Source organism: Psychrobacter sp. GTC18467 (genome assembly GCF_055397455.1).
The window spans coordinates 2,152,386-2,168,159 of record NZ_AP038920.1 but is presented as its reverse complement, the minus strand read 5'-3'; the positions used below and the strand labels follow the sequence as shown (position 1 = coordinate 2,168,159).

At 44.9% G+C, this 15,774-nt stretch carries 13 protein-coding genes; 8 read left to right on the top strand and 5 right to left on the bottom strand.

Going from position 1 to position 15,774, the window contains the following annotated elements:
* Positions 1–87 precede the first annotated feature (87 nt).
* The 6 genes from queA to infA all read left to right on the top strand — a co-directional run bounded on the left by queA (position 88) and on the right by infA (position 6,854).
* Complete coding sequence (gene queA / locus ACZ5XY_RS09695) at positions 88–1,284, top strand: tRNA preQ1(34) S-adenosylmethionine ribosyltransferase-isomerase QueA (RefSeq protein WP_464741158.1); 1,197 nt, start codon at positions 88–90, stop codon at positions 1,282–1,284.
* A gap of 219 nt (positions 1,285–1,503) precedes the next feature.
* Complete coding sequence (locus tag ACZ5XY_RS09690; protein WP_464741156.1) at positions 1,504–2,682, top strand: type IV pilus assembly protein FimV; 1,179 nt, start codon at positions 1,504–1,506, stop codon at positions 2,680–2,682.
* A 111-nt stretch (positions 2,683–2,793) separates the two neighbouring features.
* Positions 2,794–4,434, top strand: coding sequence for a FimV/HubP family polar landmark protein (locus tag ACZ5XY_RS09685; RefSeq protein ID WP_464741154.1), 1,641 nt, complete (start codon positions 2,794–2,796; stop codon positions 4,432–4,434).
* Between the two features lie 84 nt (positions 4,435–4,518).
* Positions 4,519–5,601, top strand: coding sequence for an asparaginase (locus tag ACZ5XY_RS09680; protein ID WP_464741152.1), 1,083 nt, complete (start codon positions 4,519–4,521; stop codon positions 5,599–5,601).
* Positions 5,602–5,655: 54 nt separating this feature from the next.
* Positions 5,656–6,531, top strand: a complete 876-nt coding sequence (gene truA / locus ACZ5XY_RS09675; protein ID WP_464741150.1) for a tRNA pseudouridine(38-40) synthase TruA — start codon at positions 5,656–5,658, stop codon at positions 6,529–6,531.
* A gap of 98 nt (positions 6,532–6,629) precedes the next feature.
* Complete coding sequence (gene infA, locus ACZ5XY_RS09670; RefSeq protein WP_169391838.1) at positions 6,630–6,854, top strand: translation initiation factor IF-1; 225 nt, start codon at positions 6,630–6,632, stop codon at positions 6,852–6,854.
* Positions 6,855–6,969: 115 nt separating this feature from the next.
* Here the strand turns inward: infA and ACZ5XY_RS09665 are convergent, their stop codons facing one another.
* From ACZ5XY_RS09665 to leuC, 5 genes are all read right to left on the bottom strand, one after another.
* Positions 6,970–8,244, bottom strand: coding sequence for a L,D-transpeptidase family protein (locus ACZ5XY_RS09665; RefSeq protein WP_464741148.1), 1,275 nt, complete (start codon positions 8,242–8,244; stop codon positions 6,970–6,972).
* A gap of 261 nt (positions 8,245–8,505) precedes the next feature.
* Positions 8,506–9,612: a 3-isopropylmalate dehydrogenase gene (leuB, locus tag ACZ5XY_RS09660; protein WP_464741146.1), complete on the bottom strand. Its 1,107-nt coding sequence runs from the start codon at positions 9,610–9,612 to the stop codon at positions 8,506–8,508.
* Positions 9,613–9,660: 48 nt separating this feature from the next.
* Positions 9,661–10,356 (bottom strand): hypothetical protein, encoded by a 696-nt coding sequence (locus ACZ5XY_RS09655; RefSeq protein ID WP_464741144.1) that lies wholly within the window; start codon positions 10,354–10,356, stop codon positions 9,661–9,663.
* 173 nt (positions 10,357–10,529) lie between these two features.
* Complete coding sequence (leuD, locus tag ACZ5XY_RS09650; RefSeq protein WP_464741142.1) at positions 10,530–11,180, bottom strand: 3-isopropylmalate dehydratase small subunit; 651 nt, start codon at positions 11,178–11,180, stop codon at positions 10,530–10,532.
* A gap of 24 nt (positions 11,181–11,204) precedes the next feature.
* The gene (leuC, locus tag ACZ5XY_RS09645; RefSeq protein WP_464741140.1) at positions 11,205–12,623 is read right to left on the bottom strand and encodes a 3-isopropylmalate dehydratase large subunit; all 1,419 of its coding nucleotides are present in this window, start codon (positions 12,621–12,623) and stop codon (positions 11,205–11,207) included.
* Between the two features lie 380 nt (positions 12,624–13,003).
* On the opposite strand from leuC, the gene ACZ5XY_RS09640 reads away from it, so the two are divergent.
* Both ACZ5XY_RS09640 and putP read left to right on the top strand, forming a co-directional pair.
* Entirely contained in the window at positions 13,004–13,879 is an 876-nt protein-coding gene (locus ACZ5XY_RS09640; protein ID WP_464741138.1) for a LysR family transcriptional regulator, read from the top strand.
* A gap of 342 nt (positions 13,880–14,221) precedes the next feature.
* On the top strand, positions 14,222–15,721 hold the full coding sequence (gene putP / locus ACZ5XY_RS09635) for a sodium/proline symporter PutP (protein ID WP_464741136.1): 1,500 nt from the start codon (positions 14,222–14,224) through the stop codon (positions 15,719–15,721).
* The last annotated feature ends 53 nt before the right edge of the window (positions 15,722–15,774 follow it).

Genomic DNA, 15,774 nt, shown 5'->3' with positions numbered 1-15,774 from the left:
AGTAGGTTAAATGACCAAAACGTCCGCTTTATTTTACCAATTTCTGCTAAACTAGCCGCAAAATTATTAACGAACGATTTGCCCTTTATGACCACTTGCAACAACGATACCGCCGAATCAAACCCTGAACAACAAATACCAACATCAGCGCTTGAGCCTTATTTAAGCGTTGACGATTATGATTACCATTTGCCCGAATCATTGATAGCCCGCTATCCGCTTGAGTCGCGCTCAGCGTCCAAATTGCTTTATGTTGCCGCAACGGGTGAGCTTTCCGGTCAGCCGCAAGATTTTAGCTTTCAGCAGTTGCCAAGTTTGCTCAATTCCGGTGATTTAATCGTGTTTAACGATACTAAAGTGATGAAAGCGCGCTTGTTTGGGCAAAAAGACACAGGCGGCAAAATTGAAGTTTTGGTTGAGCGCATTATTGAGGAGGCAAGCCAACTTGCTGATGCCAATATTGCCATTTCAAACGAGTTTTTCCACCTTGCGCTTTGTCACGTTAAAGCCAGCAAAGCGCCGAAGTTTGGGCAAAACCTTGAGCTTGCGAGCGGTGAAATGCAGGCAGTAATGGTTGGTCGCCAAGAAAACTTATTTATTTTGGCGTTTCGAAAGCCAATTTTGCCGGATTTAGAACGCTTTGGTGAATTGCCCATTCCGCCGTATTTTGAGCGTCACGCTGATGACGTGGATAATGAGCGCTATCAAACCGTCTTTCACGACCCATCGAAATTGGCAAGCGTTGCCGCGCCGACTGCAAGTTTGCATTTTGATGATAAGGTATTGCAAGCGCTTAAAGATAAAGGCATTCAAACCGCATTTGTGACATTGCACGTTGGCGCAGGGACGTTTGCGCCGGTCAAAACGGACAATTTGCTTGAGCACACCATGCACAGCGAATTTGCCCAATTACCGCAAGAGACAGCCGACTTAATCAACCAAACTCATGCCAATGGGGGTCGCGTGATTGCCGTTGGTACGACCGTTACCCGAGTTTTAGAATCCGCCTTTCAAAAAACGGCAATCGATGGCGCGCCGCTTAGCGCTTGGTCGGGGGATACCGATATTTTTATTTATCCCGGTTTTCGCTTTGGCGTCATTGACAAGTTACTGACCAATTTTCATTTGCCAAAATCGACCCTACTTATGCTTGTTTCTGCATTTTCTGGTAAAGATGTCATTGAAAACGCTTATCAGCACGCCATTTTTCAAAATTACCGCTTTTTTAGTTATGGCGATGCGATGCTCCTTGATCGGGCTCATTTTGATCAGAAAACTGCTTGAAAAAGGCTTAATTACCACTTGCAATGAGGCGGACAATCTCACTACTTATGCCCTTTATTAAAATAAAAATATAATCGCGAAATAAACTGGTAAACTTAAAAGGTTTTTGCTATAACTGCATAGTAAACAATATTGCATGATTTTATGAGTGGTTTGTAAAATTCGCCACCGGTAGTTAGCAAATATTTAATAATTAAACCAGTGAATAAAGGGCTCAGTATGGCTTGGCAATTCTCTTTTTATCCTCAGCAGCGCTTAGCGTTGAGTGTTCTTGGCGCGTCTTTAGGGACTTTGTTAACCGCTCCTGCTTTTGCCTTAAGTTTTGGCGAGACGGTCGTTCACTCCATACAAAATGAGCCGTTGCTTGCCAGCATTGCCATTTCAGATATCGACCCCACCACATTTTCCGCAACCCTTGCTCAAGATACCATTTATCAAAAAATGGGACTGTCACGAGCCGCAACGTTATCGGCAACGTTTGTGCCAACGTCAAGCCAAAGCGGCAAGATTGTGATTCAATCTCAAACGCCAATTACCCTGCCCTTTGCTGATGTGGTTCTTGATTTAAATCATCAAAATCAGCACACCTTAATGCCAAAAACCTTATTGTTACCGCTTCAAGGTCGCGTCAACTTACCTGATGATGCGCTTACTATGGCCTACGATAAGATCAATGACTTAAGTAGCGATCATTCAATCGTAGCTGCAAATTCTAAGCCGTTGTTGGTAAGCCATGAGATGCCGCCGCCGTTATTTGATTCGCATTTACCAACGTCTAGCCACGACATAAACCATCAAGACTTGCTGGTTAAAGCGCTTGCAACAGATCAGTCCAAACCGTTGGTGGTGCTTCCTGCAAGCTTAATGCCTAAGTTTAAGCCTAAGCTTAATTCCAATCCCTCTGAAAACTTAATGGCAAAGGTCTTACAAATTAGCGTCACTCAAAAAATTCAAGCAGCTTCGGTAGCAACTGCCCAAAATAGTATCGCTCAACAAAAAGATGCTGAGCCGATCTCAAAATCAGCGGATCTTACTGTAAAGGTCTCTGAGCAAGACTTCAACCCTCAGCTTGCAATGCAACAACCTTTAACCATAACCGAGTCACGATCATCTAAAACCTCAGCCAATCCAATAAAAAATCATTTTGTGCCTGCTCAAGATCCATCAAACAATAGCTTTGAGAGCAAAAATACGGCAACACAAACTGCAATTGGCAAGCCGCGCCAAAATCATTTAAAATTAGCAGCAAAGCTTGATATTTCTGAAGTGCTGTTAAGCAAAAAATTTGACTTAGAAACGTTAACGATGCCGCAAACTGCTTATGATCAACAAAAAACTCCTCCAACAGGATTCACAGTAGCGCTCAATCGATTCGAGCTGATTGCAAAAAACAACTAAAGTTATGACAAGCTTGGCTTAACCTTTACAATCTTGGCGGCATTGGGACGCAATTATCATCAAAACTTAGCCGACATTCGCTAACCTGCCATCATAAGTGTGGAAATCTTCATGAATAATATGCTCTATATCATTGCTGGATTGGTCATCGTTGCTATCGTTGCGGTGCTTTTTTTGAAAAAAAATAAGTCGCCGGCACAAGCACCCGTAAGACCCATCGATAACCAACCTCCCGCGCCGTCAACTGCTCCTGCCAATGCCGTGACCCCAGCTGCTAGCATCAAATTTGATGATTTAACGGTGGCTCAACGCTTTATTGACCAACAGCGCTACGACCGAGCTATAGAAACACTTGAGCGCGGATTACTTGAAAATCCAAGCAATCATCAACTTCGGTTAAAGCTGCTTAATATCTACGCGCTCACCAAACAACCTGAAGAATTTTACAGCACTTATCAAGCCATTGAACAAGCGGCAGACAATGCCGCGCTTAATGAAGCCCAAGAACTCAAAGATCTGTTTGATGCTGAGCAAGGTCATCAAATGGTGGCAACCCAAGCGGATTTTGAAGTTAAACCTGAATTTGAAAGCTTAGATTTTGACTTGGGCGCTGACCATAAAAAAACAAACCACCAAAAAGCCCCTATTGAATCTCAAGTTGGGGATTCAACTGTTTATACAGAAAACCTGCAAAATACCCCAACGACGGCAAATACATATTCTGACGCTCCATCTCACGACGCCCCTTTAAATAATGAATTTGATCTGACTTTAGAAGATTTAGAAGCTTCAGATTTTGATTTTGAGACCCCTAATAATCAGACTGCTCAAACGCCGGTAGTAACTGACTTAGACCTTCAAGATGCCAAGGATAACGCATTTAATTTTGATGACTTAGAAAAAGCTTCTGCAGCTCAATTAGAGCCACAAGCTGCTCTTGAATCTCAAGATGAAGCGCTGTCCTTTGATGATATTGATGCTTTAGCGCTGAATGAATCCGCATCTGTTGAAGCAAAAGCTGACCCTAAAGCAGCTACTTTAGACGATGACAATTTTGACTTTGATTTGGATTTAGATCTTAATGAAGCAAAAGATCCATCTGTTAGCTCGGCTAATAAGCCCGCCATAGAAGATGCACCGGCAGCACAAGAGGTGGCTACCGAAGACCGTTTTGATGACTTTGCTTTGGATTTAACCGAGCTTGATGACAAAACAAATAGCTTGAGCCCAGCGGCAAATGTGTTTAGCGATGAGTTATTACTACAGGCAGAGCAAGAAGATCAGACCGAACCAGCTAAAAGTGAAAACCTTGCTGACGATGATTTTGCGATGTTTGGTCTTGAAGAAGCGGCGTTTGATAAGACCGAAGCTGGTAGTGAATTCTCTCCTGCTGAGCCAGAGGTCGTCACCCAAAACGACACGCTTTTTTTTGATGACAATACGTCTCTGAGTATTTTTGAGCAAGAGTCCCAACCTGCTGCCCCTGAAGTCAGCTTGCCTACAGAGTTACCGACTGAAGCGATTCCTACTCCTGAACCAGTTACTGTAGATTCCGATCTTAGCAAACAGTTTGCTGAGGACTTTGATTTCGTTGCAAGTTTTGACCCTAATCAAATTACTTTAAATCTTGCAGAACAGTATTTAGAGCTGGGTGAATATGACAGCGCTAAGCGTCTGCTTGATGAAGTGGTTCACACCGGTGACAGTCAACAGCAGCAGCAAGCCCAAGCCTTGCTGGCTAAAACTGCGTGACCTAAGACAGTAGCAAGCATTTTAAGACCATTAAAATGCTTGTACTGATTTTAATAACCGCTTAAATAACTGTAAAAGTAATTTATGACTTTAATCTCACCGTTAAATCAAGTCGCACTCATTTACGCCGGCGGCACGTTTGGCAGCTATGGTAAGCCACTTGCGCCGCTAAGCTCGCAAGATTTCTTGCCTATTTTAAATGGCTTGATTGCTGATACAAAAGACTGCTTTCCAACAACAGTCTGGCTTGACAACGGGCTGATTAAAGACAGCAGTCAGTTTGATGCTCAAGATTTTGTACATTTTTATCAGCTGATATTGAAAGCTTACGCGACCGGAATGAAGCGGTTCTTATTGATTACCGGAACGGATACGCTCAGTTATTTAGGCGCATTTCTAGCGGAAGCCTTTGCAGGGTCTGATATTACTGTCATCTTGACAGCAAGTATGCGACCGCTTTTGGACAACTCAAAACTTCAAGAATATCATATTGATGAAAATTCAGATGCTTGGAGCAACTTTGACGCAGCGTTAAAACTCGCCGGCGGCATCGAGGCAGGCGTTCAAATCAGCTTTGGTGGCGAGGCTTGGTCAGCGCAAACGGTTCAAAAAATTCATAGCCATGACCTTATGGCGTTTACGGGTCATTCAAGAGCAGCTTATCCGGCAAGCAGCTTTGTCAAAGCCTTGCCCCAAGCGCGCTATCAGCACTGGCTTGATGACCAATTGGCGGTTTTGCCAAGTATTCAAGAGCGCGCAATAGCCGCTTCTGTCTTTGCTTTATACTGTCTGCCAAATGACGCCGATGCTTTAGTGGTTCAGTTAAATGCGCTATTAAACCGCCCACCTTGCGGTATTATTTTATTAGGATTTGGTTCAGGAAATGTGCCTTTTTCAGCGGCACTGGCTGAGGCGTTATCGCAAGCATTTGAAAAAGGTCATTTGGTCGTCGCAGCAACTCAGTGCCCGTTTGGTGGCGTAAGTGACAGCTATGCTGCGGGCAGTTGGCAATACGACTATCATGTATTAAGCGGCGGCAGGTTGACCACTTCTGCCATTTATGCCCGCCTGCTTTGGCTGCTGTTGCGATTTGACACACCTGCAAGACGCAGACAGCGATGGCAATGGAGTCTCACTCAAAAAGCAGCGCCCCATAAAAAGCGCTGATTTATCGGCATAAACCTTGTAAAATAGCAAAAATCTCAGCAATTGCGAATCAAAATGCCAAGCCAAGCTACCGACCCAACCAATAAAAATCCCGCTTTCCTTGAGACTGACAGCGCTCAGCGTTATACCCTCGCGCTTGGGATTGAGTTTTTAGGAACGAATTATCGCGGTTGGCAGCGCCAAAAAGAAGTTATTAGCATCCAAGAGGTGCTTGAAAAGGCAATCAGCTCAGTTGCTAACGAACCGGTTGAGGTGGTTGCCGCAGGACGAACGGATGCTAGCGTTCACGCCGGCAATATGATTGCCCACTTTGTGACCAAATCTTATCGCCCTACCTATAACTGGCTTCGCGGAATCAATAGTTTACTTCCCGATGACATTGCCGTTCGCTGGATTTGTCCGATGCCGGACGATTTTCACGCCCGATTTAAAGCGATTGCTCGCCGGTATCGCTATGTCATTTTAAATCAACCCACAAGACCTGCCATTTTAAATCATCAAGTGACTCACATTCACGAGCCCCTTGGTTTGATGGCAATGCAAAAAGCGGCTTTGATGATTGAGGGCACTCATGATTTTAGCAGCTTTCGCGCCGCCGCCTGCCAGTCCAATCAGCCTATCCGAACGGTCAGTCACGCCCGCCTTTTTGCTCATGGGGCGTTTATTGTCATGGACATTCAAGCCGACGGATTTTTGCATCATATGGTCAGAAATATCATGGGAACGCTGATTGCTATTGGCAAGGGCGAGCTTGTCCCGACCGATTTTTTGACGATTTTAGCAAAAAAAGACAGAACCATTGCCCCGCCGACCGCCTCAGGCGACGGGCTTTATTTTATCAACGCTTATTATCCGGATAACTTTCAAGCCCTTCTGCCAAACGTGCCACTGACACCGCTTTGGCTCAATCTTAACGATGAGCATAGTTAAGTATCGGCTGTCAAGCAAAAATCAGTTCTTTTGTTGCGTTTAATGCCAATCTTGCGTATAATATTGGCTTATTTTTCATTGATTGATAGAAGCTATCTATGGCCAAAAAAGACGATATTATTGAATTTGAAGGCGAGGTTATCGATACCCTGCCAAACACTTTATTTAAAGTCCGTTTAGAAAACGGTCACGAAATCATTGCCCACATTTCAGGAAAAATGCGCAAACACTACATCCGCATTTTGACTGGCGACAAAGTTAAGGTTGAAATGACCCCTTATGACTTATCAAAAGGTCGCATCACCTACCGCGGCAAAAACTGATTTTACCGCCCTTTGCCTTATAACCGGTCGATAATAATAAAGATGGCAATCGTAAAAATACCGCTCATTGATAGCGGTATTTTTTAGGTTTTAAGAAATGTTGAAAGCCCATTGATTATTTAAACTCAACCGTTGCCCCGTTTTGAATAACGCCAAGAAGCGCGAGCGCATCCCAATTGGTCAAGCGAACGCAGCCTGCTGAAGCTTGCCGACTAATGCGCTCAGGATCAGGCGACCCATGAATCCCGTAAGACGGCTTACTTAGTCCAATCCAAACCAAGCCCACCGGATTGTTAGGTCCTGGTGGAATGATAAGCTTGCTGCCATCGTCCTTGGTGAAAGTATAGTTTGGCTCATGGACTTTAACGCTGACCGTATGCGTGCCACTTGGCGAAGGCGTGGCTATACTGCCAACCGTGGTTGGGTAACTGGCAATTAAGTTATTGTTATCATCATAAGCATAGAGCGTTTGCGTGGTTTTATCTGCCACCACGCGCGTTACCGGTTTATTAATCGGATTGCCCGGATTATAAACCGTAATGATGTCGCCTGATTTAAAACTGCTGTTTGGATTCAGCGCTTTTAAATAACCCTGACTCATGTGAAATTTTTCCGCTAAGCCCTCAATCACGCTTTGATAATACATTCTGTCAAGCTTGGATTTTTCCTCTGCAGTTGCAGGGGTGGTGGCGGTTTTAATAAACACATCATTGTCAGTTAATTTATAGTTGACCAATACGGGCTGAGCGGCAAGCTTGCTATCTTTGGTGAGCGCTTTCCAAGTTTCGTCATTCATCTGCTCGGTCACGGTCAAACTATGGGCTTTTTGAAAGGCTTGCATCGCCTTTTGGGTATTTTTGCCCCAGTAGCCATCGACCGCGCCAACACCACTTTGATGCCAATTAAGTAACGCTTGCAGTTTCGTTCCAGTTGCTCGGTCTAAGCTTTTGCTTTTGCTCCAATCGGCAGCGTTTACTTGCTTTGCGACTGCGGATAAGTTGTCAGTCGTATAGGTAATTTTAGGTAAAAAGCGACCATTTCCCGCTGACGCTTTAAGGGTTGTCGCTTGATACGGCGCAGTAGTGACGGGGCTTGTCTCAGTATCAGCGGTTGCCTCTAACGTGGCGGCTTTGGTGTTATCTGTATTCGCTAGGGCGACCGGTTGCAGCGTTGGCTCAACCAAGGCGCTTAACTCTGAGGTTTTTGCGGTATTTTGCGCGCCCTTCACCGTAACATTCATCGCCGCTTTTTGCTCAGTTTTGGTCGATGAATCGACATTTGCTAACATTTGCTTAATAGCATCTTCGGCTTGGCTGCCTTGGCTAACCAACAACAATGCCGACAGTCCCGCTGCTGTAAGCGCGCTGTGAAGGGGGGTCTTAACATGCATAACAATCTCCTCAAGTATTTCTTATGCTTTTTTTAATTGTCTTTCTTTGACTTTTTATAAGTTATTATTTTTTAATCATAGCATTTTGACATAGTTTATGATGACAATATAATCAATTAATGTTATCAATTAGGCGTTCATGCAGTAACTGTGTTAAGAAAAGCTATTGGCAATAAAAAATCCCAAAACCTAAGTTCTAGATTTTGGGAATCATGCAAACTAAATATCCGTGATTAAAACAAATATACTGCTTTCAATATATTAAGCATGAAGTTTAGCTAAAATCGCCTCACCCATTTGCTTACAGCCCACTTGAGTCACCCCTTGTTCATTTTTGTCTAAAATATCCAAGGTTCGCAAACCATCATCAAGAACATCGCTGACCGCTTGTTCAATGGCAAGTGCCGCATCTTCTTGTTTAAAGGTATAACGAAGCATCATCGCAACTGATAAAATGGTAGCAAGGGGGTTGGCTTTATCTTGACCGGCAATATCTGGCGCTGAGCCATGACACGGCTCATACATGCCTTTGCCCGTCTCATCAAGGCTTGCTGAGGGCAGCATACCAATAGAGCCGGTAAGCATCGCCGCCTCATCGGACAATACGTCGCCAAATAGGTTGCCAGTGACAATCACGTCAAACTGCTTAGGCGCACGGATAAGCTGCATGGCGGCATTATCTACGTACATGTGCGATAGTTCAACGTCACTGTAGCTTGATTCTTGCAATTTAATCATGGTTTGCTTCCAAAGCTCGGTCACTTCTAACACGTTGGCTTTGTCAACGGAGCAAACTTTGGCTTGTTTTCCTGAGGCTTTAGCGCGAGTTTGCGCTAAGTCAAAAGCAACTTTGCCAATACGCTCAATCTCGCTTGTACTGTAAACCATGGTGTTAAAGCCTTGTTGCTCACCATTTTCTAACGTTCGAATGCCGCGCGGTTCACCAAAATAAATACCGCCGGTCAGCTCGCGAACGATGAGCAAATCCAAGCCTTCAATCACCTCAGGCTTGATGCTTGAGGCATTGGCAAGCTGCGGATAAAGCTTGGCAACACGAAGGTTGGCAAACAAGCCAAGCTCGCTTCTGATTTTAAGCAGACCGCGCTCAGGGCGAATGCTGCGCTCAATTGCATCCCATTTAGGACCCCCAACCGCACCAAGCAACACCGCATCAGCCGCTTTAGCTTTGGCAAGCGTCTCATCTGGTAGGGGCGAGCCTTTAGCATCAATTGCCGCGCCGCCAATCAGCCCAGATTCAAGCGTCAATCCTAAATTAAATTTATCATTGACAGCAGTTAGCACATTGATGGCTTGGGTCATGATTTCAGGACCAATGCCATCACCTGCAAGAGTTAATACGGTTGCCATACATATCCTTGTTGGTCGTTAATGGTGAATTTGAAATTAAAGTAACGCTTAAACTTTAGCTTTTGGCGTTACTTTTTTGGTCAAATCAGCTTCAACAAATTCGCCTTGGTGCTTGGTATCAAGCTGCTTACAAAAGCGGCGCTGAAGTTGATTGTTTTGCAGCAAATCAATGCATAAGGGGTCAGGGGACGCATTGTCAAGCAAGCTTCCTGAGCCTTGAGTGCCTTTTTTGCGGTAGGCTTTGAGTTGATACGTTCCGGCGTCATTAAACTCATGAATCATGGCAAAACGTTCAACATAATCGACGTTATTTTCAGGATAAAAATTCACGTGGATTTCGCGTTTTGCAGGCTTCATGCGAACGTAATAATTCACCAAACCTTTCATATTTGAAGCCAAAAGCGGTACTGCCTTAACTGAATTGGCATGCAGTAACGCTGGCATCATAATTGGCTTGCCATCGGCTGATTTACTTACCGCTGGGGCAACAATATCAGCGCTTACCGGTCTGTGGGTCTCTTTACTAATCACCCGAGTGTTATCAACTTGGGAAATCTCACAGTGATACGTCCCTGAGCAAGCCACATTGACTTCGCCTTTGACCGGATAAATTCTGCCAGAACCAGTCTCAAGTACCGGCGGTGAAGCCGTTGCCGCAGGCTCTGATAGTAGCTGACACCCAGACAATCCAAAGCTTGCGCCTAAAATAAGGGCAACGGCTTTTACATAACAATTTTGATTCATAATGACGGCTACTGATTTAGGAAAATTAAAATCTACCTGATATTTTAGCCAGTTCGCCGCCATAACTCAATGATTGCCAGTATCTAAGCGGTTTTTATTGGCAAAATAAAGCGGTTGTCAGCCCAAACCAAGCTTTATTTGCCAAATCTCAAACGCCTTATCGTTAATATCCCTTAAGCGCGAACGTCGTTAAAAATCCAAGGCGTTTTTTGGCGCATCTTGGCTTCATAGTCTTTGATGGCGTCGCTGTGCTGCAAAGTTAAGCCAATGTCATCAAGACCATTTAATAAGCAGTGCTTTCGAAAGGCGTCAACCTCAAAGCCAAACTCTTCACCCTCAGGGGTGATGACGACTTGGCGCTCAAGGTCAGCGGTCAAGGTGTAGCCTTCAGTAGCAAGCGCGGCTTTCATCAATTTATCGACAATCTCTTCGCTTAATACGATAGGCAACATACCATTTTTAAAGCAGTTGTTATAAAAAATATCGGCAAAACTTGGCGCAATCACCGTGCGAAAGCCGTACTCGGACAATGCCCAAGGCGCATGCTCTCGGCTTGAACCGCAGCCAAAGTTTTTACGCGCCAGTAAAATGGTTGCGCCTTGATACTTTGGCAAATTAAGCACAAAATCGGGATTGATTGGGCGGCGGGAATGGTCTTGCCCCGGAAAGCCTTCATCAAGATAGCGCCAATCGTCAAATAAGTTGACACCAAAGCCGGTGCGCTTGATGGATTTTAAAAACTGTTTGGGAATAATTTGGTCGGTATCGACGTTTGAGCGGTCAAGCGGACAAACAAGACCAGTTTGGGTGGTATAAGCTTGCATAATTTTTCCTTATTTATCCTTTGATTAAAAATCGCGAACGTCAACAAAGTGACCGGCCAAAGCGGCAGCAGCAGCCATAGCAGGGCTGACCAAATGGGTGCGACCGCCGTTACCTTGACGACCTTCAAAGTTGCGGTTTGAGGTTGAGGCGCAGTGCTCTTTTGGCTCAAGCTTATCGGCGTTCATGGCAAGGCACATCGAGCAGCCCGGCTCGCGCCATTCAAAGCCCGCTTCCGTAAATAGCTTGTCTAAGCCTTCAGCTTCGGCTTGCAATTTGACTTGACCTGACCCTGCAACCACAATGGCTTCTTTGATGTTGTCCGCAACTTTGCGACCTTTAATGACGGCGGCGGCATCGCGCAAGTCTTCAATTCGTGAGTTGGTACAAGAGCCAATAAAAATACGGTCAAGCTGAATGTCGGTAATTTTTTGACCGGCGCTCAATCCCATATAAGTATAAGCGCGCTCCCAACCTTCTTTTTGCGCCGCGTCTGCCGCTTGGTCAAGCGTTGGCACACTTTCAGTGATGTCAACGACCATTTCAGGCGACGTTCCCCAAGACACTTGCGGGGCGATTTGGCTACCGTCCATTTCAATAACCGTATCAAAAACCGCATCGTCATCTGAATAAAGCGTTCGCCAGTACTGCTCAGCTTGCTGCCATTGCTCATCCGTTGGCGCGTAAGGACGACCTTTAACATAATCGATGGTAACGTCATCAACGGCAACCATGCCAACGCGAGCGCCGGCTTCAATCGCCATGTTGCAAACGGTCATTCGACCTTCCATGCTCATATTTTCAAAGACTTCACCGGCAAATTCAACCGCGTGACCTGTCCCGCCTGCCGTGCCGATTTTCGCAATGATGGCAAGAACCACATCTTTTGGGGTCACCCCTGCACCAAGCTTACCGTTGACGCGGATTTGCATATTTTTCATTTTTTTGGCGACTAAGCACTGAGTGGCAAGAACGTGCTCAACTTCTGAGGTGCCAATACCATGCGCCAAGCAACCAAGCGCGCCATGGGTTGCGGTATGTGAGTCGCCACAAACCACCGTCATCCCTGGTAAAACCAAACCTTGCTCAGGTCCCACCACGTGCAAAATACCTTGCCGTGAGTCATTAATGGTGAATTCAGCAATGTTAAATTTGGCGCAGTTGTCATCAAGTGTGACGACCTGTAAGCGTGATACTTCATCTTTGATACCAGAAACCCCTTCAGCGCGCTCGCGGGTGACGGTGGGCACGTTGTGGTCGGGGCTTGCAATGTTCGCTGACAAACGCCACGGCTTGCGACCGGCAAGCTCAAGACCTTCAAAGGCTTGCGGGCTTGTGACTTCGTGGAGCAAATGACGGTCAATATAAATGAGGCTTGAGCCATCATCACGTTTGCTGACTTCGTGAGCGTTCCAAAGTTTGTCGTATAACGTTTGACCGGTCATAGTGCTGTCCTTAATTAGCGGTTGGCTGATTACAATCATGTTCATATCGTTATCGATGATATGGGGGCAATACTATTAATTTTCTAATAATATTGCAATCTTTAGCTATCATCATGGTTTGCCGCCATTATTTAGCCAAAATAAGCGCAAATTCTTGGATAAATAAAGTTAGATAAATAACGATTGTGTCTTGTGATTATAACAGGCTAATTCTATAATAATAATTGATGATTTTTATCTGTTTACAAACTTTTATTTCTAATATTTTTTGACTGGTTAGGCTAACTTTTATTTATAGCTTAGCTTTTAAAACTTAGTTTTTAAAGCTTAACTTTTAAAAGTTTAACCTTTCAAAAACTAACAATGCTGAGGACATCGGTTTGAATACCACCAACTTGACAACGTTCGTGACGGTCATGCAAACAGGAAGCATTTCAGGAGCGGCTGAAAAGCTATTTATCACTCAGCCTGCGGTCAGTAAGCGCATTAAAAATTTGGAAGATGAATTTAATATCACCTTATTTGACACGGTGGGTCGCGGCATTGTGCCGACCCAAGCGGCAACCGAGATGCTACCGCACGCCAAGCGTTGGCTTGATGATTACGAAAATTTTAAAATCAATTTGCAAAACGCTCAGCAAACCGTTTCTGGAAAATTGGTGATTGGCACCAGCCACCATATTGGGCTGCACCATTTAGCACCCGTATTAAAGCACTTTATCCAAAGCTATCCTGCCGTTCAGCTTGAGGTGCACTTTGTCGATTCCGAAGAAGCGCACAAAGCGGTTCTTGATGGCGATTTGTCATTGGCGTTTTTAACGCTGCCACCTGTTTATGACAAGCGCTTAAGCTATCGAACCCTTTGGTCAGACCCGCTTTATTTTATGACCGGAACGCTGTCTGCCCTTGCCAAAAAAACCAACGTCACCCTTGAGCAATTGGCGCGCTATCCGGCGATTTTGCCCTCCGCAAATACCTTTACCAGTCAAATTACCTTAGCAGAATTTGCCAAACATAACTTAAAACCGTACGCCACCATGAGCACCAATCCGCTTGAGTCGATTCGGATGCTGGTTTCCGTTGGTCTTGGTTGGTCAGTATTGCCGCAAACGCTGATTAGCCAAGATTTGGCGCGGATTGATATGGCAGATAATATTGAGCTTCAGCGTTATCTTGGGGTGGTCATTAACCCAAAACTCACCCCATCAAGCAGCGTTGAGGCGCTTCTTAACATGCTAACGCCTATTGATAGTTAGGTGATTATATGATGTTTTGAATCATTGAGCGCTATTCGCAATTTGACTGTTGTTACGTTATAATCGTTTGCAATCGTTCAATTAACATTGCTTTACCAGATAAAACTTGCAGCTTACACGAGGATAAGTTGAAGTAAGGTTTAAGGTTGCAATGTTTTTTGAGTCATTCACATGAGTTACACCAAAAGCCATTATGATCAATCTAATGGCTTTTTTTATTTTTAAAATTTTTAATTTAAAGCTTTGGGCTTTGTTTTGAAGTTAACAAAGCTTAAGACAAAATTTTAAAACAGCGGTATAGCTCATCACGATTGCCAACAACGTTGGTTAAGGGAAGCAATTATGAATGGAGTTTCTGGTGGGATTTTGGTCTCTCTTGGGGCGTATTTTTTGGTGATGATTGGTATTGGGATTTATGCTTATTTCAAGCAAAATAACGATGCTGAAGGCTATATGCTTGGTGGTCGAAATTTAGGACCTGCGGTGACGGCGCTGTCGGCGGGGGCGTCCGATATGTCAGGATGGCTGCTTTTGGGGCTGCCGGGCTACATGTTTGCCGATGGCGTGGTGAGTGTTTGGATTGCGCTTGGGCTAACCTGCGGCGCATTTTTAAACTATATTATCGTCGCGCCAAGGCTTCGAGTTTATACCGAGGTTGCGGACAATGCCATTACCCTCCCCGATTATTTTGCCAACCGCTTTGAGGATACCTCGCATTTACTTCGGGTCATTTCAGCGGTCGTCATCATTTTATTTTTTACCGTTTATACCGCCGCAAGTTTGGTTGGCGGCGGCAAGTTGTTTGAAAGCTCCTTAAATTTATCTTATAGCACAGGGCTTTGGGTAACTGCAGGCGTGGTCGTTGCTTACACACTATTTGGCGGCTTTTTGGCGGTATCGATGACCGACTTTGTTCAAGGCGTCATCATGCTATTTGCCATGGTTATCGTTCCGGTAGTGGCGTTTACCGACCTTGGCGGCGTGGGCGCCACCACCAATACGCTTCGCAATATCGACCCCAATTTATTAAATGTCACCAGCGGAATGACGGTGATTGGCATCATATCGCTATTAGCTTGGGGGCTTGGCTACTTCGGTCAGCCGCATATTATTGTGCGTTTTATGGCAATCCGCTCGGTCAAAGACATTCCAACGGCGCGAAATATCGGCATGAGCTGGATGATTATCAGCTTAATTGGCGCGCTGATGACCGGCTTTGCAGGTCGCGCTTATGTTCAAAAAACCGCCATGAGCCTTGATGACCCTGAAACGATATTTTTGGTATTTACCCAGTTTTTATTTCATCCGCTGGTTTCGGGATTTTTACTTGCGGCAATTTTAGCCGCGATTATGAGTACGATTTCCTCGCAGCTTTTGGTGGTGTCAAGCTCGCTCACCAAAGACGTTTATAAGCTGTTTTTTGATAAAACCGCGCCGGAAGCCAGACAAGTTTTGGTAGGTCGGATTTCGGTTGTTTTAGTGGCTGTCATTGCTATTTTACTAGCATCCAACCCTGAAAGCTCGGTATTAAGCCTTGTCTCTCACGCTTGGGCAGGATTTGGCGCGGCATTTGCGCCGCTTGTGGTGTTCAGCTTACTTTGGCGACGGATGAACCGAAACGGCGCGGTTGCCGGAATGGTTGTTGGCGCGCTAACGGTGATTATTTGGGTTTATGGCGGCTTGCAGTATAACGGTATGCCGCTTAATGATTGGCTTTACGCCATCGTTCCAGGATTTATTTTAAGCTCAATTGCTATTGTTATCGTGAGCCTCGCAACCGGTGAACCAAAACCAACGGTTATTGCAAAATTTAATGAGATGGAGCAACATCTGAACCGTTAATGTTAAAGCACAATAAAAAAGCGACCAATGAGCGGTCGCTTTTTTATTACTAT

What these genes read in the sequence shown, in the direction of transcription:
- leuB (WP_464741146.1), bottom strand. Translation starts at nt 9,612, where the DNA reads ATGGCAACCGTATTAACTCTTGCAGGTGATGGCATTGGTCCTGAAATC.
- truA (WP_464741150.1), top strand. Translation starts at nt 5,656, where the DNA reads ATGCCAAGCCAAGCTACCGACCCAACCAATAAAAATCCCGCTTTCCTT.
- putP (WP_464741136.1), top strand. Translation starts at nt 14,222, where the DNA reads ATGAATGGAGTTTCTGGTGGGATTTTGGTCTCTCTTGGGGCGTATTTT.
- queA (WP_464741158.1), top strand. Translation starts at nt 88, where the DNA reads ATGACCACTTGCAACAACGATACCGCCGAATCAAACCCTGAACAACAA.
- ACZ5XY_RS09685 (WP_464741154.1), top strand. Translation starts at nt 2,794, where the DNA reads ATGAATAATATGCTCTATATCATTGCTGGATTGGTCATCGTTGCTATC.
- leuD (WP_464741142.1), bottom strand. Translation starts at nt 11,180, where the DNA reads ATGCAAGCTTATACCACCCAAACTGGTCTTGTTTGTCCGCTTGACCGC.
- ACZ5XY_RS09665 (WP_464741148.1), bottom strand. Translation starts at nt 8,244, where the DNA reads ATGCATGTTAAGACCCCCCTTCACAGCGCGCTTACAGCAGCGGGACTG.
- ACZ5XY_RS09680 (WP_464741152.1), top strand. Translation starts at nt 4,519, where the DNA reads ATGACTTTAATCTCACCGTTAAATCAAGTCGCACTCATTTACGCCGGC.
- leuC (WP_464741140.1), bottom strand. Translation starts at nt 12,623, where the DNA reads ATGACCGGTCAAACGTTATACGACAAACTTTGGAACGCTCACGAAGTC.
- ACZ5XY_RS09655 (WP_464741144.1), bottom strand. Translation starts at nt 10,356, where the DNA reads ATGAATCAAAATTGTTATGTAAAAGCCGTTGCCCTTATTTTAGGCGCA.
- ACZ5XY_RS09690 (WP_464741156.1), top strand. Translation starts at nt 1,504, where the DNA reads ATGGCTTGGCAATTCTCTTTTTATCCTCAGCAGCGCTTAGCGTTGAGT.
- infA (WP_169391838.1), top strand. Translation starts at nt 6,630, where the DNA reads ATGGCCAAAAAAGACGATATTATTGAATTTGAAGGCGAGGTTATCGAT.